Annotated in this window: 25 protein-coding genes; 9 read left to right on the forward strand and 16 right to left on the reverse strand. The window is 41.8% G+C overall.

The genetic code is table 11. From position 1 onward, the window contains the following. Window positions 1-24: 24 nt before the first annotated feature. Complete coding sequence (gene dnaE, locus NSQ36_RS13380; protein WP_251190227.1) at window positions 25-3,360, reverse strand: DNA polymerase III subunit alpha; 3,336 nt, start codon at window positions 3,358-3,360, stop codon at window positions 25-27. 137 nt (window positions 3,361-3,497) lie between these two features. Here dnaE and NSQ36_RS13385 point away from each other — a divergent pair, with 137 nt between their 5' ends. From NSQ36_RS13385 to NSQ36_RS13395, 3 genes are all read left to right on the forward strand, one after another. Next, window positions 3,498-3,839 (forward strand): YtrH family sporulation protein, encoded by a 342-nt coding sequence (locus tag NSQ36_RS13385; protein ID WP_034661856.1) that lies wholly within the window; start codon window positions 3,498-3,500, stop codon window positions 3,837-3,839. Next, window positions 3,836-4,339: a sporulation membrane protein YtrI gene (gene ytrI, locus NSQ36_RS13390; RefSeq protein ID WP_003216226.1), complete on the forward strand. Its 504-nt coding sequence runs from the start codon at window positions 3,836-3,838 to the stop codon at window positions 4,337-4,339. The genes NSQ36_RS13385 and ytrI overlap by 4 nt, the downstream gene beginning before the upstream one ends. A 109-nt stretch (window positions 4,340-4,448) precedes the next feature. Continuing rightward, the gene (locus NSQ36_RS13395; protein ID WP_003216400.1) at window positions 4,449-4,634 is read left to right on the forward strand and encodes a hypothetical protein; all 186 of its coding nucleotides are present in this window, start codon (window positions 4,449-4,451) and stop codon (window positions 4,632-4,634) included. A 51-nt stretch (window positions 4,635-4,685) separates the two neighbouring features. Here NSQ36_RS13395 and NSQ36_RS13400 read toward each other — a convergent pair whose 3' ends face one another. Continuing rightward, on the reverse strand, window positions 4,686-5,627 hold the full coding sequence (locus NSQ36_RS13400; protein WP_044139298.1) for a bifunctional oligoribonuclease/PAP phosphatase NrnA: 942 nt from the start codon (window positions 5,625-5,627) through the stop codon (window positions 4,686-4,688). Window positions 5,628-5,774: 147 nt separating this feature from the next. On the opposite strand from NSQ36_RS13400, the gene NSQ36_RS13405 reads away from it, so the two are divergent. Next, a complete protein-coding gene (locus NSQ36_RS13405; RefSeq protein ID WP_003216665.1) occupies window positions 5,775-6,077 on the forward strand; it encodes a YtpI family protein in 303 nt (100 codons plus the stop codon). A 55-nt stretch (window positions 6,078-6,132) separates the two neighbouring features. Here NSQ36_RS13405 and NSQ36_RS13410 read toward each other — a convergent pair whose 3' ends face one another. The 14 genes from NSQ36_RS13410 to sppA form a co-directional block, all read right to left on the reverse strand. Continuing rightward, window positions 6,133-7,455, reverse strand: coding sequence for a CBS domain-containing protein (locus NSQ36_RS13410; RefSeq protein ID WP_003216834.1), 1,323 nt, complete (start codon window positions 7,453-7,455; stop codon window positions 6,133-6,135). Window positions 7,456-7,802: 347 nt separating this feature from the next. Further along, window positions 7,803-8,486, reverse strand: a complete 684-nt coding sequence (locus NSQ36_RS13415; protein WP_050943583.1) for a metal-dependent hydrolase — start codon at window positions 8,484-8,486, stop codon at window positions 7,803-7,805. Between the two features lie 66 nt (window positions 8,487-8,552). Beyond that, window positions 8,553-9,308: an SDR family oxidoreductase gene (locus NSQ36_RS13420; protein WP_050943582.1), complete on the reverse strand. Its 756-nt coding sequence runs from the start codon at window positions 9,306-9,308 to the stop codon at window positions 8,553-8,555. Window positions 9,309-9,414: 106 nt separating this feature from the next. Continuing rightward, window positions 9,415-10,317: a phosphotransferase gene (locus NSQ36_RS13425; RefSeq protein ID WP_050943581.1), complete on the reverse strand. Its 903-nt coding sequence runs from the start codon at window positions 10,315-10,317 to the stop codon at window positions 9,415-9,417. 118 nt (window positions 10,318-10,435) lie between these two features. Then, window positions 10,436-11,809 carry an argininosuccinate lyase gene (gene argH / locus NSQ36_RS13430; RefSeq protein ID WP_003216440.1) on the reverse strand — a complete coding sequence of 458 codons (1,374 nt, stop codon included), beginning with the start codon at window positions 11,807-11,809 and terminating at the stop codon, window positions 10,436-10,438. Then, window positions 11,806-13,017: an argininosuccinate synthase gene (locus tag NSQ36_RS13435; RefSeq protein WP_003216486.1), complete on the reverse strand. Its 1,212-nt coding sequence runs from the start codon at window positions 13,015-13,017 to the stop codon at window positions 11,806-11,808. Before NSQ36_RS13435 ends, argH begins: the two co-directional genes overlap by 4 nt. Before the next feature lie 173 nt (window positions 13,018-13,190). Continuing rightward, entirely contained in the window at window positions 13,191-13,706 is a 516-nt protein-coding gene (locus tag NSQ36_RS13440; protein WP_034620671.1) for a MogA/MoaB family molybdenum cofactor biosynthesis protein, read from the reverse strand. A gap of 104 nt (window positions 13,707-13,810) precedes the next feature. Then, on the reverse strand, window positions 13,811-14,995 hold the full coding sequence (locus NSQ36_RS13445) for an acetate kinase (RefSeq protein WP_003216471.1): 1,185 nt from the start codon (window positions 14,993-14,995) through the stop codon (window positions 13,811-13,813). 229 nt (window positions 14,996-15,224) lie between these two features. Next, a complete protein-coding gene (locus tag NSQ36_RS13450) occupies window positions 15,225-16,199 on the reverse strand; it encodes a class I SAM-dependent methyltransferase (RefSeq protein ID WP_003216620.1) in 975 nt (324 codons plus the stop codon). Window positions 16,200-16,287: 88 nt separating this feature from the next. Next, a complete protein-coding gene (gene tpx / locus NSQ36_RS13455; protein WP_003216787.1) occupies window positions 16,288-16,788 on the reverse strand; it encodes a thiol peroxidase in 501 nt (166 codons plus the stop codon). Window positions 16,789-16,900: 112 nt separating this feature from the next. After that, a complete protein-coding gene (gene ytfJ / locus NSQ36_RS13460) occupies window positions 16,901-17,353 on the reverse strand; it encodes a GerW family sporulation protein (RefSeq protein WP_003216488.1) in 453 nt (150 codons plus the stop codon). A 14-nt stretch (window positions 17,354-17,367) separates the two neighbouring features. After that, window positions 17,368-18,075 (reverse strand): DUF2953 domain-containing protein, encoded by a 708-nt coding sequence (locus NSQ36_RS13465; RefSeq protein WP_339205923.1) that lies wholly within the window; start codon window positions 18,073-18,075, stop codon window positions 17,368-17,370. Between the two features lie 99 nt (window positions 18,076-18,174). Then, complete coding sequence (locus NSQ36_RS13470) at window positions 18,175-18,696, reverse strand: RDD family protein (RefSeq protein ID WP_113387230.1); 522 nt, start codon at window positions 18,694-18,696, stop codon at window positions 18,175-18,177. Window positions 18,697-18,710: 14 nt separating this feature from the next. Next, window positions 18,711-19,712 (reverse strand): signal peptide peptidase SppA, encoded by a 1,002-nt coding sequence (gene sppA / locus NSQ36_RS13475; RefSeq protein ID WP_113387231.1) that lies wholly within the window; start codon window positions 19,710-19,712, stop codon window positions 18,711-18,713. A 445-nt stretch (window positions 19,713-20,157) separates the two neighbouring features. Here sppA and NSQ36_RS13480 point away from each other — a divergent pair, with 445 nt between their 5' ends. From NSQ36_RS13480 to NSQ36_RS13500, 5 genes are all read left to right on the forward strand, one after another. Beyond that, window positions 20,158-20,961, forward strand: coding sequence for an NAD kinase (locus NSQ36_RS13480; protein ID WP_003216672.1), 804 nt, complete (start codon window positions 20,158-20,160; stop codon window positions 20,959-20,961). A gap of 100 nt (window positions 20,962-21,061) precedes the next feature. Then, window positions 21,062-22,504 (forward strand): DEAD/DEAH box helicase, encoded by a 1,443-nt coding sequence (locus NSQ36_RS13485; RefSeq protein WP_113387232.1) that lies wholly within the window; start codon window positions 21,062-21,064, stop codon window positions 22,502-22,504. A 189-nt stretch (window positions 22,505-22,693) separates the two neighbouring features. Further along, window positions 22,694-23,749, forward strand: a complete 1,056-nt coding sequence (locus tag NSQ36_RS13490; protein WP_113387233.1) for a fatty acid desaturase — start codon at window positions 22,694-22,696, stop codon at window positions 23,747-23,749. A gap of 116 nt (window positions 23,750-23,865) precedes the next feature. Beyond that, window positions 23,866-25,002, forward strand: a complete 1,137-nt coding sequence (locus tag NSQ36_RS13495; protein WP_339205925.1) for a sensor histidine kinase — start codon at window positions 23,866-23,868, stop codon at window positions 25,000-25,002. Continuing rightward, window positions 24,999-25,598 carry a response regulator transcription factor gene (locus NSQ36_RS13500; RefSeq protein WP_058015072.1) on the forward strand — a complete coding sequence of 200 codons (600 nt, stop codon included), beginning with the start codon at window positions 24,999-25,001 and terminating at the stop codon, window positions 25,596-25,598. Before NSQ36_RS13495 ends, NSQ36_RS13500 begins: the two co-directional genes overlap by 4 nt. The last annotated feature ends 138 nt before the right edge of the window (window positions 25,599-25,736 follow it).

Here is a 25,736-nt window from a genome sequence, read left to right on the forward strand (position 1 = left end):
AAAACATATTCAGGCGATTTGTCATCATTTAATCACAACGTTTTGTTCACCGAGCAGCTCTTTTAACTGGAAAATGACAGCATGATCTGCATGAACTTTGTATGCATCTGGAAGTCTCACTGTCTTTTTTTGCTTCTCATAATACAAATAGACATCTGCTTCTCCGCTGTGCATCGAGATCACCCGCTTTACTTGCTCTAGCAGCTCCTGCGTATGATTTTCTTCTTTCACCCGAATGTAGACAGACTCTTTTCTTTGTGTGCCCATCTCTTCAAGCAGAACGGCTTCTTGCACGATGATCTGGCTGCTGTCATTTCTGACATCTATTCTGCCTTCAACATAAAGCATGGCGCCCTCCTCAAGTAAGGGGGACAGCTTTCTAAATTGCTCTGGAAAGACGACGCCTTCCATTTCTCCCGTTTCATCCCCAAATGTGATAAATGCCATCGATTGTCCATTTTTTGTTCGAATCGATTTCACTTTTGTCAAAAGACCACCCATTGAGACCTTTCGCTTTATATAGGAAGAAAGTCTGATGATTTCCACTGCACCATTCTCTCTTAAGCGATCTCGGTACGCTTGTACAGGATGATTTGATAAATATAGTCCAAGTGCCTCTTTTTCAAATTGCAGGAGATCGACTAGCGGCAATTCTTCTATCTCCGCATATTTTGGCTTAATGGAGAAGGTTGTATCCCCTAGAAAGTCGAGCTGATCATCTGGATTTAAAAATGACACGTGGTCTAATGCAATATCTATTGATGCCAATAACGAAGCACGATTTGGATAAAGCTCATCCATCGCCCCTGAAAAAATGAGCGCTTCAATCGTTTTTCGGTTGACACTCTTTGCTGATACTCTTGCGCAAAAATCAAATAAATCTTCAAACGGCTTTTCCTGTCTTGCCCTGTATATATCCTTTACAGCTGACACTCCGACATTTTTGATCGCTCTTAAGCTGTAGCGGATCTCCCCTTTTTCAACCGTAAATGGAAATTCACTCTTATTAATAGAAGGCTTCAACACAGATATCCCTTTTTCCTTTGCCTCATAGAAATATTGAGCGACTTTGTCTTCATTTCCAATCACACTCGTTAAAAGTCCGCACATAAAATATAACGGATAATGCGCTTTTAAGTAAGCAAGCTGAAAGCCAATCATGCTATATGCAACAGCATGGCTTCTATTAAAACCATAGTTTGCAAATTTGACGATTAAGTCATAAACGTCATTTGCAATGTTAACAGGATACTCCTTTTTTAGGCATCCTTCAACAAAATGGCTCCGCTCTTCATCAAGGACCTTTTTATCCTTCTTCGAAACAGCTCTTCTTAATAGATCTGCCTCGCCAAGCTGAAAGCCTGCCATCTTCGCTGCAATCAGCATAATTTGCTCCTGATAGACGATGACCCCATATGTGTCTTTTAAAATGTCATACAAATCAGGATGCGGGTAAGAGACCTTGACTCTGCCGTGCTTTCGTTCGATAAAAAGCGGGATATTCTCCATTGGACCTGGGCGATAGAGGGCATTGACTGCCACGATGTCTTCTAAACTAGAGGGCTTAAGGCGTCTCAGCACCTGACGCATTCCTTGAGATTCAAGCTGGAAAATCCCAGTCGTATCTCCCGCTGATAACAATTCAAATGTTTTCTGATCTTCATATGAAATGTCACTAAAGTTAATGTGGACGTTTTCCTGTCTTTCAATCTGGTTTTTAATGGATTCAATTAAGGTTAAGTTCCTTAGTCCTAAGAAATCCATCTTTAAAAGCCCAAGATCTTCTAAATAATTCATCGCATACTGCGTTAAATACACACCATCATGACCGTCTTGAATAGGAACAATCTCTGTCAGCGGCTCCTCGCTCAGCACAACGCCGGCTGCATGTGTCGAGGTATGTCTTGGCAAGCCTTCTACCTTTAAAGCAGTTTGAAAGACTTGCCTGAGCTCTTCGGACTGCTGGAGCATTGCTTTTAATTCAGGAGATGCAGCTAGCGCTTCTTTCAGCGTCGTTCCTGGCTTTGATGGAATCAGCTTTGCAAGACGGTCCGCTGCCTTTGAATCAATCCCCATCACACGCCCGACATCTCTTAAGGCTGCTTTTGCTGCAAGGGTTCCAAACGTGACAATTTGCGCCACATGCATGTCTCCGTATTTATCTTTTACATAAGAAATGATTTCATCTCTTCTCGTATCGGGGAAATCAATATCAATATCAGGCATACTGATTCGCTCAGGATTTAAAAAACGCTCAAATAACAGACCGTGACGGAGCGGATCAACATCTGTAATAAACAAAACATATGCAACAAGTGAACCTGCTGCCGATCCACGGCCCGGCCCTGTGACAATGCCTTGGTCATGGGCATACTTCATAAAATCCCACACGATGAGAAAATAATCACTGAAATTCATTTTTTGGATAATGCTCAGTTCGTACTCAAGTCTTTTCACATACGCGTCATTTGAAGCAATCTTTCTTTGCTTCATCCCTTCTGCACACACTTTGCGTAAAAACTGATCTGCTGTTGATTGATCAGGGGTTGGATAGGATGGGAGTTTTGTCTGCCCAAGATTTAAATCGACTTCACAGCGGTCTGCGATCTCCACCGTTCTTGATAGCAGCTCCGTATCCTGCGTATACCATTCCTTCATTTCTTCAAAGGTTCTGAAATGCTTTTCTGCTCGGTCTTCCTCAACCTCAGGCAGCTGCTGCCCTGCTTTAATAGCCTTTAAACACGTATAGGCCGTTTTGTCTTCCATGTTGATGTAGTGGACATCTCCTGTCGCAACAAGAGGAATGTCGGCACTTTTTGAGACGTCCCTCAGTTTACAGGCAAGCGATTCGTCTTGCTGAAATGGCTGAAGTGCGATGTATACATGTCCCTCACCGAAAATATGTTTCAATTGTTTCGCCGCATCATGCGCTTCTTCTATCTGATCATGCTGAAGCAGCGTTTCAATGTAACCAGAAACGCCTGGTGTGATGGCAATGAGCCCGCGGTGGTAGCTTTTCAGCCATTTCTCTTTCAGTCCAGCTTTTGATTTTGATTTCAGCACACTGCTGATTTTGATCAAGTTTTGGTAGCCTTCATTGTTTTTGGCAAGGAGCACCAAGGGATAAGCCTCTGTCTCTTGTTCATCTATGAAGACAGAAGCTGTTAAACCGATGACCGGCTTGATGCCATGTTTTTTACATTCCTTATAAAATTCAACCGTTCCATACATCACATGGTCATCGGTAAGAGCGAGCGCCTTGCAGCCAAGTTCTTTTGCTTTCAGCACAAGCTCCTTTACTTTTGCTGCGCTGCTTAATAAGCTGTATCCACTGTGGACCTGAAGATGAACATAAGACATGCTTAATCCACTCCTTTCGTCTAAAGTCATTCTTTCATTATAAAACGCGATGCGATGAGAAACAAATGTTCTTTCTTTTCTGTCCGTTCATACTTGTCCCGCACGCACCATATATTGAATAGAGTGAGGTGGACAAAATGGATGTGAAGGAAGCTTTTATTCCAAATTTTATTAGCTGTTATTTTATTGCACTTGGGGTCATTTTGGGTGGTGCCATTATAGGCGGTGTTGGTGCTTATTTGTCTGGTCAGCCGCCTTTATCCATTATTACGAGTCTTGCCAACCGTTTAAAGATTTGGGCGCTTGTCGCAGCTATCGGCGGAACGTTTGATGCTGTTTATAGCTTTGAACGAGGTATTTTTGAAGGGAACACGCGTGATATTTTCAAGCAGATTTTATTAATTGTCTCTGCCATGGGCGGTGCGCAAACGGGTTATCTTATTATCACGTGGCTCACACAGGAGCATGTGTCATCATGAGGGTGCCGGAGCTGTACAAACGTCCAGGCTGGCAGCGTTTTTTTGCGGGGATGATGTTTGGCGCGATTGTGAGCTGGCTCATTTTCCTCTTTACATACGGAACCTTTCAGGAAAAGCAGGTGACACTGCTGAGAAGCCAGCAGCACCATATGGACAGTCTGAAAGAACAAATCACACTCTATCGGGAAGATTTGCATAAGTTAAATGAGGATAATAAGAAGCGGCTGCTGATCCAAAGCGTAGATGTCCATCTCGTCAATCGTGAGCAATATAAAATCCCAGAGCCAGATACGCTAAAATTTGAAGATCAGGTCAAGGAGGATATCTCAGAGGTTATTACAAAGGATATTGAAAGTGTCTATAAAACAAAGGAATTATTAAAACGCACGGTCGAAAACAAAGAATATACCATTCGGGAAAAGGCTTACCGCGCCAAAGTGACAGAGCTGACAATTTATACAAAGCTTTCACTTGAAGTGCGCATTTCATTTGCTGAATAAGTGATCATGTGGAATTTTTATGAATTTCTGCCCTCAATGATCGCTTTTCCCCCTTAATTTTTATACACTAAAAGTAGAACGAGATCTAAAACAGAAAGAGGTGAGGACAATGGAGGTTTATAGCTATCGTCAAATGGCACGAGACAAAGCAAGCCGGATCAAGGACGGCATGTGTGCTTATGCTGAGACAGAAATGATGGCTCATTTAATTAAAAAAGAATTAAAGCATCAAAATCTCCAAGCCTATGAAGATTCAACTGACATCGGCTGCTGGTTTATCCCTGTATGCAAGTAACCCTCTTCTCCATGACAAAAAAAGAGAGAGGGGACTTGAAGCCCCCCTCTCTCATGATGATGATTTACATACTTCTTCTAAATCACGCAAAATCTCATCTGCCACGGCCCAATCATAAATAGACGCACCAGCTGCAAGCGGGTGGCCGCCGCCATGATATTTTTTCGCAATGGTATTAATGACGACGCCTTTCGAACGGAATCTAACACGAATCTGATCATTTTCTTCCACAAAAAAGACCCATGCCTTAATCCCTGCAATATTTCCAAGTGTTCCAACAAGCTGTGAGGCTTGCTGCGCTGTCGTTTGGAACGATTCCAAAATATCCTGCTTAATGAAAACAGAAGCGACCCCATTCTCTGACAAAGAAATATGTTGAAAAATATAGCCATTTAATTTCACGACATTGAGATCCGTCTCATACAATTGATTGAAAAGGTCTGAAGATGAAAATGGATATTCAATCAGTTCTCCAGCATATTTGAGCGTCTTTTTCGTCGTGTTTGGGAAAAGGAAGCGGCCTGTGTCTCCTACAATGCCGGCATAAATGAGTTCTGCCGCCTTTGTATTCAGCTGATATCCTTCTTCTTTCCCCTCTAAATACAATTCATAAATCATCTCGCTCACAGAGCTTGCCTCTGTATCTACCCAAAGCAAATCACCATAAGGATCTTCATTTGGATGATGATCAATTTTCATCAGCTTGTCGCCCATTGAATAGCGCTGATCGTCAATTCTTGCTTGATTGGCTGTATCACAGACAATGACAAGGGCATCTTTGTACACGTCATCCGGCACCTCATCAAGTTCATACAAAAATGAAAGGGTTGGCTCCGGGGTTCCTGTCGCATAAATATTTTTTTCTGGATAGGTGGCACGCAAGATTTCCGTAAGGCCGCACTGCGATCCATACGCATCAGGATCTGGTCTTACATGTCTATGAATGATGATGGTGTCATATAATGATATGGTTCTAATCAGTTCTTTTTTCATAAAAACTCCTTCTTATCCGATACTCTTTTTATTATTAAATCATAATCTATCCTGACGGAAAAGTGAGAAATAGACAATTTATTCTAGTAAGCAAGCCTATTTACGTTTAAAATAGGGTTGTAACCACTTACAATGGAGGCTTGGCACATGCTTGTTTTGATTGTGTTTATTATTTGTTCTGCCATGTTTTATTTATACTACAAAGCAAAGAATGTACGTACGAACCGCCCAGTCGAAAAGAAATTCTGGTCGGCGAAATCCAGTATGGCACTTGGCTGCTTTGTCCTGCTCTTCGGTGTGAATCAATTATTTTTAAACCGCTCGTCACTCGCATTTGTCATTGGATTTATTTTTGTTGCTGTCGGTATCGGCAGTACGTGGGCTGGATATAAAGCCTACAAGCATTACCTTCCGCTCTTTTTAAAGGAAGGCGAAAAAGATCACGCATAATAAGAGAGAAGGGCTAAAATGATGTTTATTTTAGCCCTTTGTCTTTTTCAGCAGATTATCCTCTCTCCATGAGTTGCACCATCAGCATGGCTTTACCGACGATATTCGATTGATGATAAACTTCCACTTCCAGCTTTCCAAACTTGCGTCCTACTTCTAAAATATTTGGCTTGATCTGTATCGTGGATTCCATTTGAACCGGTTTTAAGAAGTAGACAGAGAGACTTTCGACAATCAGCTCCCCTTTTTTATGAGACTTTAAGAAGCGATTGGCGGATTCAATTAAAATTTGCGTGAACACGCCATATGAAATGTTTCCGAGCTGGTTTGTCATTTGTGGTGTGACCTCATATTGATACACGGCATCTGCCTTTGGTTTTTCTGTATCGGTCTCTTTAAACCCTCTTGAGACAACATCATCCAGTTTTTCTCCGACCTGCGGCTGCTTTTGAATCATTTGAAGCGCCTTCAGCACGTCCTGACGACTGATCATTCCAATCAGTTTCGCATAATCATCTACAACAGGCAGCACCTCAATGCCTTCCCATACCATCATTTGAGCAGCAGAAGCGACAGAGGTTTTGCCAATGACTGTCAGTGGGTTTTTCGTCATGACCTTTTCAATCGGTGTGGAGCGGTCATGCCCCGCGATATCCTTTGAGGTGAGAATGCCGTGAATTTTCATTTGGTCGTCTGCGACCGGAAAGCGTCCGTGGCCAGTTTCATAGTTCTTTTCATACCATTTTTCAAGCTTATCCTCTGGTGATAAATACACTGTTCGTTCTATCGGCGTTAAAATATCTTCCACAAGCACAATCTCTTTTTTTATGAGTTGGTCATAAATGGCCCGGTTAATGAGAGCTGCTACGGTAAATGTATCGTAGCTTGTCGATAAGATCGGCAGCTCAAGCTCATCTGCGAGCTGAATGATTTCATCATCTGTTGAGAAGCCGCCTGTGACCAGCACAGCTGCTCCTGCCTCTAATGCTTGTCTGTGGGCATTGATCCGGTTTCCGACAATTAGCAGGTTTCCAGCTGCCGTATAGCGCATCATCGCATCAAGCTCCATCGCTCCGATGACAAATTTGTTTAATGTTTTATGTAAGCCCGCTCGTCCTCCAAGCACCTGTCCGTCAATCACATTGACCACTTCTGCATATGTCAGTTTTTCAATATTTTCTTTTTTCTTCTGTTCAATTCGAATGGTACCAACTCGTTCAATGGTACTGACGAATCCTTTATTTTCAGCATCCTTGATGGCCCGGTAAGCGGTCCCTTCACTCACTTTCATTTCTTTCGCAATACGCCGGACTGAAATTTTCTCTCCGACTTCTAATGAATCAATATACGATAAAATTTGTTCATGCTTTGTCGCCAATCCCGTTCACCCTTTTTGTTTTCAGCGTTTTCATCTAACTTTCATTATAAGGGCAGGAGGCTTTTAATAGCAATTTGTCTTTTTTTCAGCGCGATACATGTAAACAAAAAAGCCGGCATTTGAGTGCCGGCTTTCAGATTGTTGACAAAGGGCTAAAATGATTTTTATTTTAGCCCTTTGTCTTCTTTTCAGCGTGATAGAAAACCTTTGCAGTCAAGGAAGGACGAGTACTGGCGCGGAGCGAATTTGACATTCGTGAGCACCAGCACGCAGGACTGACAATGAATGCGAGGGTTTGTCTACACGCTGAAAGCCGGCATTTGAGTGCCGACCTTTTGCTATGTTGATTAAATCTCTATCGATTCTCCGCTGTTTAACACATGACCGACGCCGCCATGGAGGCTGTCTGCAAATGCATGTGGGTCCTGCTCAATCGGCGGGAATGTACTGTAGTGAATTGGCACGACTTGCTTCGCCCGAAGCCATTCGGCTGCGATTCTTGCATCGTCCGGTCCCATCGTGAAGTTATCACCGATCGGAAGGAATGCAAGCTCAATATGATTCAGCTCACCGATCAGCTTCATATCTGAAAAGAGTGCAGTGTCTCCGGCATGATAAATCGTTTTGCCCTCTGCGGTAAATAGAATACCTGATGGCATGCCTGTATACGTAATCGTTTTGGCATCTTCATCAATGATAGCAGAACCATGGAACGCTTGAGTGAGCTTCACTTTACCAAATTCAAACTCACGTCCGCCTCCAATCGAAAGCGGGTGCGTTTTCACCCCTTGCCAGCTTAAATAAGTGGCAAGCTCGAATGGCGCAATAACAAGCGCATCATTGTTTTTGGCGATTTCAATGGTGTCACCGATGTGATCTCCATGCCCGTGCGTGAGCAAAATGACATCCGCTTTGACATCTTGCGGTTTGATATCTGTGTGCTTATTTCCATTTAAAAATGGATCAATCCAAATATGGTATCCGTTTGTTTCAATGTGTACGACTGAATGTCCGTGATATGTAGCTTTCATGTGAGTATATCCACCTTTCGAATTTGATCTCATTTCATCTATTCCCTGTATAAAAAACTGAAAAACTTAATGTCTGTGAATGACGTTAAGACCACCTGTTGCTTCAATAACGGTTCCTGTAATCAGATCAGAGCGGTCATCGCATAAAAAGGAAATGATGCGCCCGATATCTTCTCCAGTACCAGACCTGCCAATCGGCGTTTCATCGTCTTTCATCTGGCGCGCTTCTTCTATTGTCGATTCTTTCATGTCTCCAACGATTTTGCCTGGACAAACCATATTGGCTGTGATGCCATTTTCGGCTTCTTCAATCGCAATGGTTTTCGTCAGTGACGCCAGCCCCACTTTTGCTGCTCCGAAGGCTGATCTGTGCATCCATCCCGGCGCATGGTCTGCGCCTTGAAAGCCATATGTGACAATTCGGCCGAAGCTTTGCTTTCTCATCATTGGGATGACCATACGGAACAAATGGAACACAGCAGATAGGTTGCCTTCCATCATTTGATACCATTCATCTTCGGAATAATCCGCTAGTTTTTTTCGTTCAAAAATATAAGGTCCGGCATTGTTAATCAAGGCATCGATCCGCCCAAATCGCTCGGCTGCCAGCTCGACCATATTTTTTAAATCTTCTTTGTTTGTCACGTCACCTTGGACAAATTGAAGCTTCTCTTCATATTGCTGCAATTCTTCTTTCATCTGGCGCACAGCTTCATCATCACTTCGATAATTTACTGTCACAGAATACCCCATATTCAGTAAAGACTCGGTGACTTTCCTGCCAAGTCCCTTAGAACCCGCTGTTATTAATGCGTGTCGCACACAATCTCCTCCTAAAACAAAGGTTGCAAGTTCATGTGTTTCTTTTGTTATCTTTACTTTACTATAAACCAGCATCTGGCGCACTTATGAACCCTTTCTGCTATTTCTATTTAGAATGAAAAAATGAAGGATGATTCATCCACTTTTGGATATCCCACGAGCCATGAATATCAAGAAGCAGCGAAACAAAACGGTAGCATTCTCTCACCTCATAAAGCTGACGAGGAAGCGGGCAAATCTCTTCATAGCCCAACTGAACATCGTGTGCAGCTTCTTTCGTCAAAAGGTATTCCAATGCAATAAAATCAAACGCAGCTGGTCCAAATACGACGTATTCCGTATCAACTAGACTCGTCACTTGATCATACTTTTCAATATATTGCGACGGATCTAAATCAATTAAAATGAGACTGGCTGAATCAGGAGGACTGAGGTGGTCTAGCTTTTGCTGCACCATTTCTCCATAGCACTGAAATTCAGGCTGATCAGCGTAATAGCGGCTTATAAGTTTAGGCACAGCCCTTTTTAAAAGAGCATGGAATTCACTCAAATGTCTCTTTTCTGCTCCGTATATAGTACCGAAGGAGTGAGTTCGATGTGAATGAAGATGTGCTAGCTTCCTCCCGTAATCCATATAGAAATCTGATGAACGTCCCTTAAAAGATGTTAAAGGTGTTCCTTCTACTTTTTCCATGACATCATAATGTCTCCCCGCCATCTTCACTTTACGAACAACTTCCGGAATATGAAAGGAATTCGTATGAGCCAGCTTTTCATTGATTTGATCGAGATGCTCTTGTCCCATATCGGCATTGACCCCATAGATCATGTTGATCCCATATACAAATTCACTTTCTGCTTTTGTCATTTTAGGAGATTTCACCACATATTCCGTTTTGTCTTGTAAGGAGATCAGCCACACATCATTGGCCCGTCCGTCGTACTGTTCTCCTAACGTCTTAACTGAGGCGATGGGCTGGTCAAACAAAGCCTGAAGCGTTTTCTTCATGGACTACTGTCACTCCCTCTTCAGCTTAACACTGGTATGTTTTCAACTTCTCTAATGATGATCAATCTCCTTTTCCCAAGACAAAAAACCATCCGTATAAACGAATGGTTTTGGTCAGTTATGCTAGGCAGGCTTTTGCTTTTTCTAAAGCGAGCTGAATTTGTTTAAATCCAGTTCCACCTGCGCTTGTTCTTTTTTCAACAGCAACATAAGGATCAAGAACGGTGTAAATGTCTTCTTCAAAAAGATCGCTCGCTTCTGTAAATGTCTCAAACGGAAGATCACTTAAGTAGATGCCTTTTTGAATGCATGTATACACGAGCTTGCCAACGATTTCGTGTGCTTCACGGAATGGCATGCCTTTTTTCGCAAGGTAGTCTGCCACTTCGGTCGCATTTGAGAAATCTTCTTTCGTTGCTTTTTTCATGACATCTTCGTTCACTGTCATTGTTTGAATCATGCCTGTGAAGATTTGCAGGCTGCCGGCGATGGTTTTGACTGTATCAAACATGCCTTCTTTATCTTCTTGCAGGTCTTTGTTATACGTAAGCGGCAAGCCTTTCATAATGGTGAGAAGCCCCATCAGGTTGCCATACACACGGCCTGTTTTCCCGCGGATCAATTCTGCCATATCCGGGTTTTTCTTTTGCGGCATCATGCTGCTGCCTGTTGCATATGTGTCATCAAGCTCAATGAATTTGAATTCTTGAGAGCACCATAAAATGATTTCCTCACAAAGACGCGAGAGGTGCATCATGACAAGGCTGCTGTTAGACAAGAACTCTAAAATGAAATCCCGATCACTTACGCCATCAAGGCTGTTTTCGTAAATATGATCAAAACCAAGCAGCTCAGCTGTATATTCACGATCAATTGGGAATGTCGTTCCTGCTAGCGCTCCGCATCCGAGTGGAGACACGTTAATTCGTTTCAAAGAATCTTGAAAACGCGCTTTGTCACGCTCTAGCATCCAGAAATAGGCGAGCATATGATGCGCAAAGGAAATAGGCTGTGCACGCTGTAAGTGCGTATAACCTGGAAAAATCGTTTCAACGTGCTGTTCTGCTTTTTCCACAAGCACTGTTTGAAAGGAAGAGATCAGTTCAATGATATGCTCTACTTGGTTATTCAAATATAAATGCATATCAGTGGCAACCTGATCATTCCGGCTTCTCGCTGTATGCAATTTGCCGCCAAGCGGACCAATCTCATCAATGAGCATTTTTTCAAGGTTTAAATGGATGTCCTCATAATCCACTGAGAATTCGAGTTCATTTGCCTCTGCCTTTTTCATGAGCGTATTCAGTCCATCTTTGATGGCAGCGGCCTCGTCATCGCCTAGGATACCGCATGTATTCAGCATACTTGCATGAGCAAGGGAGCCGGTCAGATCTTCTTTGACTAATTGTTTGTCGAAATGAATGGACGCGCCAAACTCATCGACCCATTTTTCTGGTGTTTTTTGAAATCGGCCTCCCCAAAGCTTTTTCATGCTTTAACCTGCTCCTTTTTATTCACGATGCTGTTCACTTTTGTTGGTAAGCCCCAAAGGTTAATAAATCCTACCGCTGCATCATGATCGAATTCATCTGCTTTTGTGTAAGTTGCTAAATTTTCATCATAAAGTGAATATGGTGATTTACGTCCTTCAACAATGGCATGGCCTTTAAATAGTTTTACACGTACAACACCTGTTACGTTCTGTTGTGTTTCCTGTAAGAAAGCATCTAGTGCTCCTTTAAGAGGTGAGAACCATAATCCGTTGTATATTAATTCAGCCATTTTTTGTTCAACGATTGGCTTAAAGTGTGCGACTTCCTTCACTAGCGTTAAGTCTTCAAGCTCTTTATGTGCTTTTAGAAGTGTGACAGCACCTGGGCATTCGTACACTTCACGAGATTTAATGCCTACAAGACGGTTTTCAACGTGGTCGATTCTGCCAACCCCATGCTGACCAGCGACTTCATTTAAATGAAGAATAAGATCTGATAAGGAATACTGAATACCATCAATAGCTGTTGGTTTTCCTTTTTCAAACGTGATTTCAATGATTTCAGGTGTGTCAGGTGTTTTTTCAAGTGGCGTCGTTAAATCATACGCTCCTTCTGGCGGTGCAGCCCAAGGATCTTCTAAAATGCCGCACTCGTTACTTCTGCCCCAAAGGTTTTGGTCGATTGAATATGGGCTGTCTAAGTTAATCGGAATTGGAATACCATGTTTTTGTGCATAATCGATTTCTTCATCACGAGACCATTTCCACTCACGCACTGGTGCAAGAACTTCTAGGTCTGGATTCAACGCTTTAATGGATACTTCAAAACGGACTTGGTCGTTTCCTTTTCCAGTACATCCGTGCGCAACCGCTACTGCATTTTCTTTCTCTGCGACTTCCACTAGTTTTTTTGCAATAAGTGGACGAGATAATGCAGATACAAGCGGATATTTCCCTTCATACATCGTGTGTGCTTGTAAGGCAGTTAGTGCAAATTCCTCTGCGAATTCTTCTTTTGCGTCAATCATGTAAGACTGAACCGCTCCGACTTGAAGTGCTTTTTGTTGAACGAATGCTAAGTCTTTTCCTTCACCTACGTCTAGGCAGCAAGCGACGACTTCGTATCCTTGCTCTTGTAACCATTTAACTGCAACAGAGGTATCAAGACCTCCGGAATATGCTAATACGACTTTTTTATTTTGTGACATGATTGAAAAGCTCCTCTCACTTGTTTTGATTCTGTGAATGTTTTTTGCATAAAAATAAGTTTTAATTTATAAACATGCATTTAGTATGTATACACTGTAACAAGGAAAAATTGTTTTTTCAACCCCTTTATGAAAAAAACTCCGCCAAATTTTCTTGGCAGAGTCATTTTGGGCTATTTTTGATCCTTTTCAAGCTCTCGTAAGACGTGAGGAAGCTCTGGAATGATGAGTTTTGTCATGGCTAAACGAACAGCTCCAGTAGAGCCTGGTGTGGCAAAGACGGCTTTTTGATTGACGACCCCTGCCGCTGCCCGGGACAACATAGCGGCTGAACCGATGTCTTCTGTATAGCTTAGCATGCGGAAAATTTCGCCAAAGCCAGGCAGCTCCTTGGAGAAAAGCGGGGTGATCGCTTCAATGGTGACATCCCTTGCGGCAATTCCTGTGCCTCCGTTTAACAAGACGGCATCTATTTTTGGTTCGCTTGTTCCCTCTAGCACAGCGTCTTGGATCGCTCCAATGTCATCTTTTACAATATCGTATGCAAGAATGAGATGTCCCTGTTCTTTAAGCAAATCAATCATCAGACGACCGCTTTTATCTGTTTCTTTCGTTCTTGTATCACTGACCGTAATGACTTTCACATAAAGCCTCGCTTTCGCCTCACGTTTATGTTCTGTCACGCCCATTTTCGCACCGCTCCCTTTTGCTTCGTATTGGACAACATTATAGCATGCTGCTTTTAACAGAAAAAAGCTCTTTTCCTTATTGGAAAAGAGCTTCTTCATTTTGATTACGCTAAGCGCATAACGTCTCTTGCAATCATGACTTCTTCGTTCGTTGGAATAACGATCACTTTTACAGGAGAGTGCGGGTAGCTGATGAATGCTTCTTCGCCTCTCATGTTGTTAAGAGAAGGATCCCAGTAAACGCCCATGAATTCTAGACCACGAAGGACACGTGCTCTTACTTCTGAACTGTTTTCACCGATTCCAGCTGTGAAGATGATCGCATCTACGCCATTCATTCTCGCTGCATAAGAACCGATATATTTATGAATACGGCTTGCAAAAATATCAAGAGCTACTTCTGCACGGTCGTTTCCTTCTTCTGTTGCTTCTTCAATATCACGAAGGTCACTTGATAGACCAGACACACCTAAAAGACCACTCTTCTTATTCAAAGTTGAAAGTACTTCTTCAGCTGTATGTCCTGTTTTCTCCATAATAAATGGAATAAGGGCAGGGTCAATGTTACCTGAACGTGTTCCCATTGCAACACCCGCAAGCGGTGTGAAGCCCATTGAAGTATCGATTGATCTTCCGCCTTCAACTGCTGCGATACTCGCACCATTTCCAAGGTGACAAGAGATCAGACGAAGCTCTTCAAGAGGACGGCCTAATAGCTCTGATGCACGCTCTGTTACGAACTTATGGCTTGTCCCGTGGAATCCGTATTTACGAATACCAAAGTTTTTGTAGTAGTCGTACGGAAGGCTGTATAGGTAAGACTGCTCTGGCATTGTTTGGTGGAAAGCTGTATCGAACACAGCAATCGCTGGTACGTCAGGCAGAATTTGTTTGAATGCTTTGATTCCTACAACGTTTGCAGGGTTGTGCAGTGGTGCTAGCTCTGAAAGCTGATCAATGTCATTGATGACTTCATCAGTTAAAAGAACAGAGTCGCTGAATTTCTCTCCACCGTGAACAACACGGTGTCCTACGCCATCAATTTCATTAAAGTCTTTGATGATGTTAAATTCAATTAGTTTTTCAAGTAGCATTTTAACCGCTACTGCATGATCTGGAATATCTGTGACTTCTGTTTTCTTTTCTCCATCTACAGAAATCGTGAAGATACTGTTGTCCATTCCGATTCTTTCAACAAGACCTTTTGTTAAAACGGTTTCTTCTGGCATGTCGAACAATTGGAATTTAAGAGATGAGCTTCCTGCGTTGATTGCAATAATTTTAGACATTCTTGTCGCTCCTTTTACTCAGTTGTTATATAAGGTTTCACGTTTTTTCCGGTGCTATATTCAACCTGTATGACGGGTCTTTTATAGTTTAACGATAAGTCCGAAAAATATCTGACTTTTTCATTTAAACATTGAAAACTTTGCATTTCAAGTGCACCTTCGAACTGTTATCGCTTACATCGATAAGTCGATATTTTCTGAATAATAAAAAAGCCAGACATCACTCTGGCTATTCTTTCGTTTCTTTTTCTTCTATAAACCATTGGTCTAATTTTCTCATTACACCCAACATTGATTCTTTTTGTGAGAAAGACGGCAGATTGGCAAACAGCATCCGTTTTGGTGCTTCGAGCCCTTCCTTTTTCTTTTGCATCACAAACAAGCTTTTGGCGTGCTTTTTGTCCTTGAACATGGAGACCGGCAGCTGAATTAATGCATTCATATATGCATGATCTTTGATAAAGTCCTTTAATTGCACGCTTTCTTTTCCTTCAAACAAATCGTTTGGAATGATGAAGAACAAGAAACCGCCTTCTTTTGTATAACGAAGGCTTTGTTCAATAAATAAATAATGCGCAAAGGCATGTCCTTCTTTTGCCTTTAATTCATAGTCTGCTGCACGCTCATCATTTGGATAATAACCAACTGGCAGACTGCATACAGTGACATCTACTGGAGAGATCAAAAGCGGCTCAAGACTGTCTTGATGGAAAAGCTCGACTTCCTTCTCTTCCAAGTTCGCCTGTGCCCATGCAATTTTAATGAGGACATCATCAATTTCAGACGCAAAGCCGCGCTTTGTTTCTGCAGTCAGATTATTTAAGACAGCAAGCAGTAAGTTCCCTGTTCCTGCTGCTGGATCAAAGACAACTAGCTCTTTTTGTCCTTCTAAAAATTTATTCACCAAGTAGCTGACAAACAGCCCGATCGTATCTGGTGTCATCTGACGATTTGGATGGGAAATATCCTTTTGTCCTTTCAATACGGCGAGCTGAAACGCTTTACGAATCTGCTCATGATCATAAGAGGCAAAATCTGCTTTCTCTATTAAATCCTTTAGTAAACCGTCTCGATCATTTGCTTGGAAAAAGGCTTCTCCTGCTTCAGCTAATGCCTCAATATAGGAAATGCTTTGGTCCTTTTTTAATCGAATAGAAGCTGTATCGAGCAGCTCGAAAATCGTACTTACTTGATCTTTCTGCAATGCTTTTCTCTCCTCGCTTTGTTAAAAGCTATATGTTCTCATTGAAAAGAGCCCCAGTATGAAGCCGGAGCTCTTGTCGATGCTGCTTTTATAACAGTGATTTTGCAGCTTCAATGGCTTTTTCATAATTTGGGTGATTCGTTGCTTCGCTTACGTATTCAGTGTAAACCACTTTCCCATTAGGGTCTAATACGAAAACTGCACGCGCCAATAAACGCAATTCTTTCATATACACACCGAATGCTTCACCAAATGACATATCTCTGTGATCAGATAATGTTTCGACATTTTCAATTCCGTTTGCTCCGCACCAGCGTGCTTGTGCAAATGGAAGGTCTGCACTAATTGTATAGATATTGACTGGACCTAAACCGGCTGCCTCTTCATTGAAACGTCTTGTTTGTGCGTCACACACACCTGTATCAATAGAAGGAATCACTGAGATGATCGTCACTTTTCCTGTTAAATCAGAAAGTGAAACTTCCCCTAGTGAGTTCGTTAATACCGTGAAATCCGGAGCCTGCTCGCCTACTTTTACTTCATTTCCTACAAGCGTGACAGAACTCCCTTTAAATGTGATCGATGCCAAAACAATTCCTCCCTTATCAAATGTATGGTTCTATCATAGTAGAGAAAGCAAAAAACTGCAAAGCCTAATCTTCGCTTTTGAAAAAAAAGTTAACTGCAGCGCAGCTAACTTTTTAAAGGTCTATGTCATCTAGTTTTCGTTCTTTATGACGGTTCTCCCGTTCATCCTTCTTAAACATGTGCTGAAGACGTTCAATTGCTTGAGGAGCAGAATCCAATATTTTATCAAGCAGATGTGTATGTTCATCCAAATGAAGCATTCGAACGCCGTTTGTTCCGACAATTAAGAAGGCGATTGGTGTAATAGACACACCTCCGCCGCTTCCTCCGCCAAATGGGAGTCTCGGTTCTTTTCGTTCTTGATCATCAGAACGTTTTTCTTTCTTTTGGTTCCCGTTAAATTCACTGCCGCCGGCTGCAAATCCAAAACCAACCTTCGACACAGTGAGGATGACACTGCCGTCAGGGGTTTCGACTGGATCGCCGATGATCGTATTCACATCTATCATTTCTTTTAAGTTTTCCATCGCTGTCTTCATAAGACCTTGGATTGGATGATCTGCCATTTTCGGGTTCCTCCTTAAACAGATGATTCATTCTTCGTTGCTTGAAGAGAGGCATTTTTTCTCGCCTTTCTTCCTTTTAACCAATGAACAAGTAAACGAATGGCTGCAAGCATAGCATGTCCAATACGAAAATAAGCTATACATGTAAACTGGGTCTGTGACACATTGTGCTGAAAGGCAGGAATGACTTCATATACCGGTTTATGCTTAAAGGTGAGATGCTCCTGCATAAAGGCAAGTAGTGCTCCTTTCACTGACCATACACCGCCGGCTGCTACACCTGTCAAAGCGGCGTCATGAAAGCCGATCCATGTTGACCAGTGAAACGATACAATTCTCATGCGAATGAAGAATTTACGCATGATCCGGTTTAAATCGACGATCTCTTTTGTGATGCGCTCCATTTGATGAAGGATCTGCTTCATATCACGTTTTCCCACTTTTTTATGTATGGATTCTTTTTCGTGACTAGGGGTTTTGGCGCTCGCCATTTTCTTTTCACGTATATCAATCGTTTGATCCTCTGGATTGATCCTCACCATCGGAATGTCTTTTTTAAGTCTGATGATTCCATATAAGGTGATGATCTTCAGTGCAAGATGATCATCGTCATTTGCATGTGAATAATCCAGTGAAATGGTCACTTTCATGAAGATTAATAAGATTCCAAGGAACAAAAAAGCTGCGATCCAAACGTAAAGCACTGTGCTCACTTCCTTCATAACAAATGATGCTTCCTCTACGATTATGGCTCTCATTCTGGATTTTATACCCAATCATAAAAAAAAGAGTTTGACCGGTACCCGGCCAAACTCCTCTGATTATACGTTTGCTTCTGTTTTTTCATATAGGTGTTCATGGACGACCACCGTATCAGCAAAGTAATCATGAACCCCTTGCTTTTTCGGTGTGAATCCAACAACAGCATAGAGAACAAAGAGCGTATTGATATAGCGTCCTACAATCTCTCTAAAGAAAATGACATCCCATGCCAGCTTCTTCTCAGGCTGAAGTGAGACCACTTTGATTCCAAACACCATTTTCCCAAGTGTTTGCTGAAAGAATTTCGTCATGATGGCGAAATAAAGCAGGAATACAATCGTCGTTGTGACGGAGAATGGAGAAAACCATCCTCCTCCTTTGGACCAGCCGAACAGACTAAAGATTGGAGAAACCGTCAAATGGTTGACACCCCAGACGACGAGCCAATCAAGAATAAACGCCCAAAACCTAATCCAAAAGCCTGCAAACGCCTGTGCTTCAATCACTGCACGTTTCGCAAGAGCCGAATTCGATTCTTCTTGGCTACGGCTTTCGGTTACTTCATCGAATGTAGAATCCATCTATGATCCCTCCTTTATTTTGAATAGAGATACATCGGTTTAGACCCATTTGAGCCAGCCAGTGTTTCTTTTAGATTGAGAAAATCAATTTCACTTTTAAAGAGTTTGCTTGCGCTCATATTGAAGAGAGAGTTCCAGCCAAAGCTTTGAGAATAGCTGATCACTGTCGCTCCTTTTAACCCTTTTTCATTTTTTTTCATTGCTTTGATTGCATCTTCATAATATCCAAGCTCATCGACTAATCCGTTCGATTTCGCCTGTGTTCCGTCATAGATCCGGCCGTCAGCAATTTTCTTGACGTTCTGTTTTGACATGCCGCGTCCTTCAGAGATCACTTTGACAAATCCTTCATACGAATTATCAACCATGCTTTGCATGATGTCGCGCTCATCTTTTGTCATGTCACGATTTGGTGACATGATGTCTTTGAATTTTCCGCTCTTAATTGTTTCGTATTTAATACCTAAATTGTCTGCCAGCTTTGAATAGTTCAAGCTTTGCATGATCACACCTAACGATCCTGTTAATGTTTCAGGTGAAGCAAAGATTTTCTTGGCTGGAGTTGATACGTAGTAGCCGCCAGAAGCTGCCATAGAGCCCATGGAGACGTAAATCGGCTTCTTCGCTTTTTTCACTTCTTCTAATTTTTTATGTATTTCTGCACTTTCATAGACACCGCCGCCAGGAGAGTTAACGCGTAGCAGTACACCTTTTACTGAAGCATCATCTTTCGCTTTTTCTAGTTCCTTGAGGAATGCACGATGATCATAGCCTTCTCCGCCTAATAGACTTGATGCGCCGCCATTATCTTGAATGGTTCCATTAATCTCAAGAACCGCTATTTTTCCAGCACCGCTTCCATCCTCTAGTACCTTCTCTTCTATTTCATCCCCAAATTGATAGCTCATTTTATTGTCATTGAAGCTTTCATACAAAGCCGTCGTGACACTAATCACAATTGAAAATCCGAAAACTCCAAGTGCAATGATTAACGCTACCCATCTTTTCGCATTCATCTTTTTCTCCTCCTTTTTGTCTCTCTTCATTGATACGAATATTCACATGAAATGTTTCACAGGAATTGTGGTTTTTTTACATTTCATTTCATCATATGATAGCACCTCTCTTCTTTCACGATCAACTTTACATCGTCTGCCAAGAGATACGTGTGACGAAAAATTGGCTTTTTTATCCTCTCTCTGCACCTATTAGGCTAGGTCTTCACCACAACAAAACACCTAATCCACTCTTTCATAAGAAAACAGCTATTCAATTATGCTCAAATTCTGCCCTTTTCAAATCCCTTACATTGACTCATTTCTAAAAATGAATGCCACCATCATGAAGGTTTTTCTAATGTTTTTACTTTCATATGAAAAAAGTGTAAAATGTGAGCAAGGCTTCATATGTAAGCCCTTTATTACTCTAAATCTACTTTTGACAACGAAGGGGAGAACGTCAATGACAGACAATCGTCGCAATGTATTTTTCTTTTACAAAAAAGATCATGAATTGGATGGACACATTTCTTCTCTGGAGAAGCTCGCTACTGATCAAGGCTTTCAAGTCGTCAAGCGTGCAGAGGATGCCCATATTATTGCTTCAATTGGCGGAGATGGCACATTTCTTCAAGCAGTCCGCAAAACGAACTTCCGGGATGACTGCTTATATGTAGGGGTATCAAAAACAGAGAATTCGCATCTATACTGCGATTTTTCATTAGAACATTTTGATAAAATGATTGATGCCATGAACACTGAACAGATTGAAGTGAGAAAATATCCGATCATTGATGTAAGCGTTGACAGTACCAATCAATTTCATTGCTTAAATGAACTGTCGATCCGCTCAAGTATTATTAAAACATTTGTGATCGATGTGTATATAGATGATTTCCACTTTGAAACATTTAGAGGAGACGGAATGATTATTTCTACTCCGACTGGCTCAACAGCCTACAATAAATCGGTAAACGGTGCCGTGGTTGATCCGATGCTCCCTTGTATGCAAGTCACAGAGCTTGCATCGCTAAACAACAACTCGTACCGTACACTGGGCGCTCCTTTCATCTTAAGCAGTGACCGCAAGCTAACGCTGAAGGTTGTGCAGGACGGAAACGACCATCCGATTATCGGGCTTGATAACGAAGCGCTTGGCACAAAACACGTCAAACAAATCGACATCGGCCTTTCAGGAAAAGTCATTAAAACGGTAAAATTAAAAGACAACTCCTACTGGGAAAAAGTAAAACGCAGATTCCTTTAATCAAAAAGCTCCTTTATGGGGCTTTTTTTCATGTCTTTTCATTCACGGTCATGATTATGGTATGATGTCACAAGTATGAATGTACGAAAAGGAGAACACGATGACATTACAACAATTTGATCAATATCCATTAAGCGATGATTTAAAACAAGCGCTAAAAGCACTTCACTTCCATACACCTACACCTGTTCAGCACGAGACATTATCCGTTGCTTTTTCAAGGCAGGATCTGATCGTCAAATCTCAGACTGGCAGTGGCAAGACCGCAGCCTATGGTCTGCCGATTTGTGAAATGGTCGATTGGGCTGAAAATAAACCTCAAGCCCTCATCCTCGTTCCAACGCGAGAACTCGCCATGCAGGTAAAACAGGACCTTACAAGCCTTGGACGATTGAAACGAATTAAAGCCGCAGCCATTTATGGAAAAGCCCCTTTTCAAGCCCAAAAAGTAGAGCTTGCACAAAAAAACCACATTGTGTGCGGAACACCAGGACGAGTCTTGGATCACCTTGAGAAAGGTACTCTTTCCTTAGAAAACCTTAAATTTTTCGTGTTAGATGAAGCGGATGAAATGCTGAACATGGGATTTATTGAGCAAGTTTCTTCTATTATTGAGTATCTGCCGCCAAAGCGCATGTCAATGCTCTTTTCAGCGACCATGTCTGATGAGATGAAGAAATTAAGTGAACAGTTTTTACAATCACCAAAAGTAATTGAAATTGCACGCGCGGAAACGTCTGTACCACAAATCACCCACACCGTGATTGAAACGGAAGAAGAAGCGAAATTCTCTCTTCTTCAGCGTACGATCGTCATTGAAAATCCAGATAGCTGCATTATTTTCTGTAATACACAGGATCGAGTCAATGAACTCACGATGAAGCTGGATGATTGGGATGTGCCTTGTGACAAAATTCATGGAGGCATGAGACAGGAAGACCGTTTCGCTGTTATGGATGAATTCAAAAACGGGGAATTCCGTTATTTGATCGCAACCGATATAGCAGCCCGGGGCATTGATGTCAGTGACATGACACATGTGATTCATTATGACCTCCCCTATGAAAAAGAGCGCTATATTCACCGAACAGGAAGAACAGGCAGAGCGGGAAAAAGCGGAAAAACCATTGCGTTTATGACGAAAAATGCAAAACCTCTAATTGATGAATTAAAGCAGGAAGCAGGTATTGATTTCAAAACGCAGCCTTATCCAACAAAGGAAGATGCAGAGCCGCATGTAGAAGGCTTTGAAGAAAAGATTGAAACGCCAGTTCAAAAGGAAAATAAACAGGCGGGCGTTGAGAAAGATATTATGAAGCTTTATTTTAACGGTGGGAAGAAAAAAAAGCTGCGGGCCGTTGATTTCGTTGGGACCATTGCCAAAATAGAAGGCGTTGCCTTTGATGACATTGGGATTATTACCATTCAAGATACGAAAACATATGTCGATATTTTAAACGGAAAAGGCCCTCTTGTGCTAAATGCTATGCGCCACACAACCATTAAAGGCAAGCAGTTAAAAGTTCATGAAGCACGTTCATAAAAAGTGAAGGCTAAGCGCCTTTACTTTTTTATTTAAAATAAAATAAGCTTACAAACCCTCATACCGTCAGCCTTTCCTGCAATCAACATGACAAATGTCATATCGAATACATGATGGGTGCTACTATGAGCATGACACCTTTCCTTCTATACTTTGAAGTAGAAAGAAACGGAAAGGACTTGAACGTTCATGACGACTTCAACAAACACACAGCAGCAAGCCACTTTAAGAAAACAAGTTGGCCAATTCTCTGGTGCTGATTCAAAAAAAAGTATCATGCAACTCCTTAATACATTTATTCCATTTTTGGGGCTTTGGTTTCTTGCCTATTATAGCCTGAACATCTCCTACCTTTTAACCCTCTTCTTTGCGGTTATTGCAGCTGGTTTTTTAGTACGTGTCTTTATTATTTTTCACGACTGCTGCCACCAATCCTTTTTTAAACAGAAGCCGCTGAATCACCTGTTTGGTTTCATAACGGGTGTACTCACCCTTTTCCCTTATCTTCAATGGCAAAGAGATCATTCAATTCACCATGCCACAAGCAGTAATTTAGACAAACGAGGTACTGGTGACATTTGGCTCCTGACAGTCAAAGAATATCAAGAAGCATCTGCATGGACGAAATTCCGCTACAGATTTTATCGCAATCCTTTTGTCATGTTTATTTTAGGACCGATCTTTGTTTTTCTCTTAAAAAACCGTTTCAACGTCAAAAATGCTCGTAAAAAAGAGCGCTGGAACACGTATTTCACAAATGTGAGCATCATTGCGCTAGCAGCTGCAACGTGTCTACTTTTTGGCTGGCAGGAGTTCCTGCTTGTCCAAGGTCCAATCTTCCTGATCTCAGGATCAATCGGTGTATGGCTGTTTTATGTGCAGCATACATTTGAGGATTCTTACTTTGAAGAAGATGAACATTGGAATTATGTGCAGGCGGCAGTAGAAGGCAGTTCTTTTTACAAATTGCCAAAGCTTCTTCAGTGGTTAACAGGTAATATCGGTTATCACCATGTCCATCATTTAAGTCCGAGGGTACCAAATTATCACTTGGAGCATGCACATGAGCATAGTGAGCCGCTTCAAAATGTTCCAACCATCACTTTAAAAACAAGTATCGAATCAATGAAATTTAGACTTTGGGATGAAGAAACGAAAGCATTCGTTACCTTTAAAGAAGCACGGCAATCTAAGAAGATGCCCGCACCTGTCATTAAAGGAGACATTCTAAAGAAAAATGCATAATTGGTGCAAGCTCTTTCTTACACTAGAAGGAGCTTGTTGTCATTTACAGGATGCAACCATAAGTTGAATTTGATAAAGTAAGGAAAAAGAACGAAAACGGAAAAGGTGGCACACGGATGAAAAAACAGTTAAAAATTCAAAAATTACATGGGATTTCTCCCTATATATGGGCCATTTTTTTCATCCTTCCCTTTTATTTTATCATTAAGGCTCCTTCGACTTTAGGCATTGTAATCGGCATTATTTTGAACGTTGTCTTTTTCGCTGTCTATCGTTTTGCCTTTATCGCAAAAGGCTGGTCTTTATATGTATTAGGCCTTCTCTTGATTGCGATTTCTACTGGCTATGTCATGCTCTACAGCTACATTTATTTCGCTTTTTGCATCGCCTATTTCAATGGGCATATTAAAAGAAAAGTACCTTTCTATATCTTATACTATATTCATGTCGGGAGCGCCGCCATTGCTGTAAACTTCAGTCTGATCTTAAAAAAGGGCTGGTTTCTCACGCAAATCCCCTTGGTTCTCATTACACTCATTAGTGCCATTCTCCTCCCTCTCAGCATTCGAAGCAGGAAGGAACGTGAACGGCTCGAAGAGAAATTAGAAGATGCCAATGAACGGATCGCTGACCTTGTAAAAATTGAAGAAAGGCAGCGCATTGCACGTGATCTGCATGATACCCTTGGACAAAAGCTTTCCCTCATCGGTTTAAAGAGTGATCTTGCCCGAAAACTGGTTTATAAAGACCCAGAGCAGGCACGCGCCGAACTGAAAAGCATCCAGCAAACAGCCAGAACGTCTCTCAATGAAGTGCGGAAAATTGTTTCCTCCATGAAAGGTATTCGGATCAAGGATGAAATGTCGAACATCGAGCAAATTCTCGAAGCAGCGGGGATTGAATTGATTTATGATGAAAAGGAAGCGCCAAAACACATCTCTCTTCTTAACGAAAACATTGTAAGCATGTGCATCAAAGAGGCCGTGACAAATGTCGTCAAACATAGTGATGCGACCGTTTGCAAAGTCACCATTCATCAAAAATCAAAGGAAGCTATCATCACCGTTGAGGATGACGGGACATTTAAAGGCGGTGATCCACTCTCTCCAATGAAGGGGCATGGCCTTTTAGGAATTAGAGAAAGATTGGAATTTGCAAATGGGCGCCTGCGTATTGAGACAAAGGACGGAACAAAGCTGATCATGAGCATTCCAAATGATTCAGCAGCAAAAGACAAGGAGGGGATGAAATGATCAACATCTTTATCGCAGAAGATCAGCAAATGCTGCTCGGTGCGCTCGGTTCACTTCTTGATTTAGAAGACGATATGACGGTTGTTGGAAAAGGTACGAACGGTCAGGACGCCATCGATTTTGCCAAAAAACACCCTGTTGATATTTGCTTAATGGATATTGAAATGCCAGGAAAAACGGGACTTGATGCAGCGGAAGAGCTCAAAGGAACAGATGTAAAAATCATCATTTTAACGACCTTTGCCCGCTCTGGTTATTTCCAAAGGGCGCTCAAAGCTGGCGTCAGCGGCTATATGCTGAAAGATAGTCCAAGTGAAGATCTGGCAAGTGCCATTCGCAGTGTGATGAAAGGGAAAAAGGTGTACGCCCCTGAATTAATGGAAGACTTATATAGTGACGAAAACCCTTTAACAGATCGAGAGAAATCAGTCCTTGAACTCGTCGCCGACGGCAAAAACACAAAAGAAATTGCGAAGGAGCTCAGCATTAAAAGCGGCACGGTCCGAAACTACATTTCCATTATTTTAGATAAGCTAGAAGTGAAAAACCGCATTGAAGCCATTACACGATCAAAAGAAAAAGGCTGGTTTAAATAAGAAAAAAGATCAGGACACATGCTGCCTTGATCTTTTTTTTCTACCAAAAATCTCCCCTCCTATTTTTTATCACCAACTATCAAAATGTAATTGACAACAGACCGCACTTCTATGATATGATATCCAAGTGATAATAAT

Origin of the sequence: Bacillus sp. FSL W8-1143 (assembly GCF_037965155.1) — a bacterium.
GTDB classification, from domain to species: Bacteria; Bacillota; Bacilli; order Bacillales; family Bacillaceae; genus Bacillus; species Bacillus pumilus.

Excerpts from the sequence above, each read along its gene's own strand:
- argH (WP_003216440.1), bottom strand. The coding sequence starts at position 11,809 with ATGAAAAAGCTTTGGGGAGGCCGATTTCAAAAAACACCAGAAAAATGG.
- NSQ36_RS13395 (WP_003216400.1), top strand. The coding sequence starts at position 4,449 with ATGGAGGTTTATAGCTATCGTCAAATGGCACGAGACAAAGCAAGCCGG.
- NSQ36_RS13470 (WP_113387230.1), bottom strand. The coding sequence starts at position 18,696 with ATGGATTCTACATTCGATGAAGTAACCGAAAGCCGTAGCCAAGAAGAA.
- dnaE (WP_251190227.1), bottom strand. The coding sequence starts at position 3,360 with ATGTCTTATGTTCATCTTCAGGTCCACAGTGGATACAGCTTATTAAGC.
- NSQ36_RS13385 (WP_034661856.1), top strand. The coding sequence starts at position 3,498 with ATGGATGTGAAGGAAGCTTTTATTCCAAATTTTATTAGCTGTTATTTT.
- NSQ36_RS13445 (WP_003216471.1), bottom strand. The coding sequence starts at position 14,995 with ATGTCTAAAATTATTGCAATCAACGCAGGAAGCTCATCTCTTAAATTC.
- NSQ36_RS13415 (WP_050943583.1), bottom strand. The coding sequence starts at position 8,486 with ATGAAAGCTACATATCACGGACATTCAGTCGTACACATTGAAACAAAC.
- ytfJ (WP_003216488.1), bottom strand. The coding sequence starts at position 17,353 with ATGGCAGATCATCCAATCCAAGGTCTTATGAAGACAGCGATGGAAAAC.
- NSQ36_RS13435 (WP_003216486.1), bottom strand. The coding sequence starts at position 13,017 with ATGTCACAAAATAAAAAAGTCGTATTAGCATATTCCGGAGGTCTTGAT.
- NSQ36_RS13465 (WP_339205923.1), bottom strand. The coding sequence starts at position 18,075 with ATGAAGGAAGTGAGCACAGTGCTTTACGTTTGGATCGCAGCTTTTTTG.
- NSQ36_RS13425 (WP_050943581.1), bottom strand. The coding sequence starts at position 10,317 with ATGAAGAAAACGCTTCAGGCTTTGTTTGACCAGCCCATCGCCTCAGTT.
- NSQ36_RS13400 (WP_044139298.1), bottom strand. The coding sequence starts at position 5,627 with ATGAAAAAAGAACTGATTAGAACCATATCATTATATGACACCATCATC.
- sppA (WP_113387231.1), bottom strand. The coding sequence starts at position 19,712 with ATGAATGCGAAAAGATGGGTAGCGTTAATCATTGCACTTGGAGTTTTC.
- NSQ36_RS13480 (WP_003216672.1), top strand. The coding sequence starts at position 20,158 with ATGACAGACAATCGTCGCAATGTATTTTTCTTTTACAAAAAAGATCAT.
- NSQ36_RS13495 (WP_339205925.1), top strand. The coding sequence starts at position 23,866 with ATGAAAAAACAGTTAAAAATTCAAAAATTACATGGGATTTCTCCCTAT.
- NSQ36_RS13500 (WP_058015072.1), top strand. The coding sequence starts at position 24,999 with ATGATCAACATCTTTATCGCAGAAGATCAGCAAATGCTGCTCGGTGCG.
- NSQ36_RS13440 (WP_034620671.1), bottom strand. The coding sequence starts at position 13,706 with ATGGGCGTGACAGAACATAAACGTGAGGCGAAAGCGAGGCTTTATGTG.
- NSQ36_RS13490 (WP_113387233.1), top strand. The coding sequence starts at position 22,694 with ATGACGACTTCAACAAACACACAGCAGCAAGCCACTTTAAGAAAACAA.
- NSQ36_RS13485 (WP_113387232.1), top strand. The coding sequence starts at position 21,062 with ATGACATTACAACAATTTGATCAATATCCATTAAGCGATGATTTAAAA.
- ytrI (WP_003216226.1), top strand. The coding sequence starts at position 3,836 with ATGAGGGTGCCGGAGCTGTACAAACGTCCAGGCTGGCAGCGTTTTTTT.
- NSQ36_RS13405 (WP_003216665.1), top strand. The coding sequence starts at position 5,775 with ATGCTTGTTTTGATTGTGTTTATTATTTGTTCTGCCATGTTTTATTTA.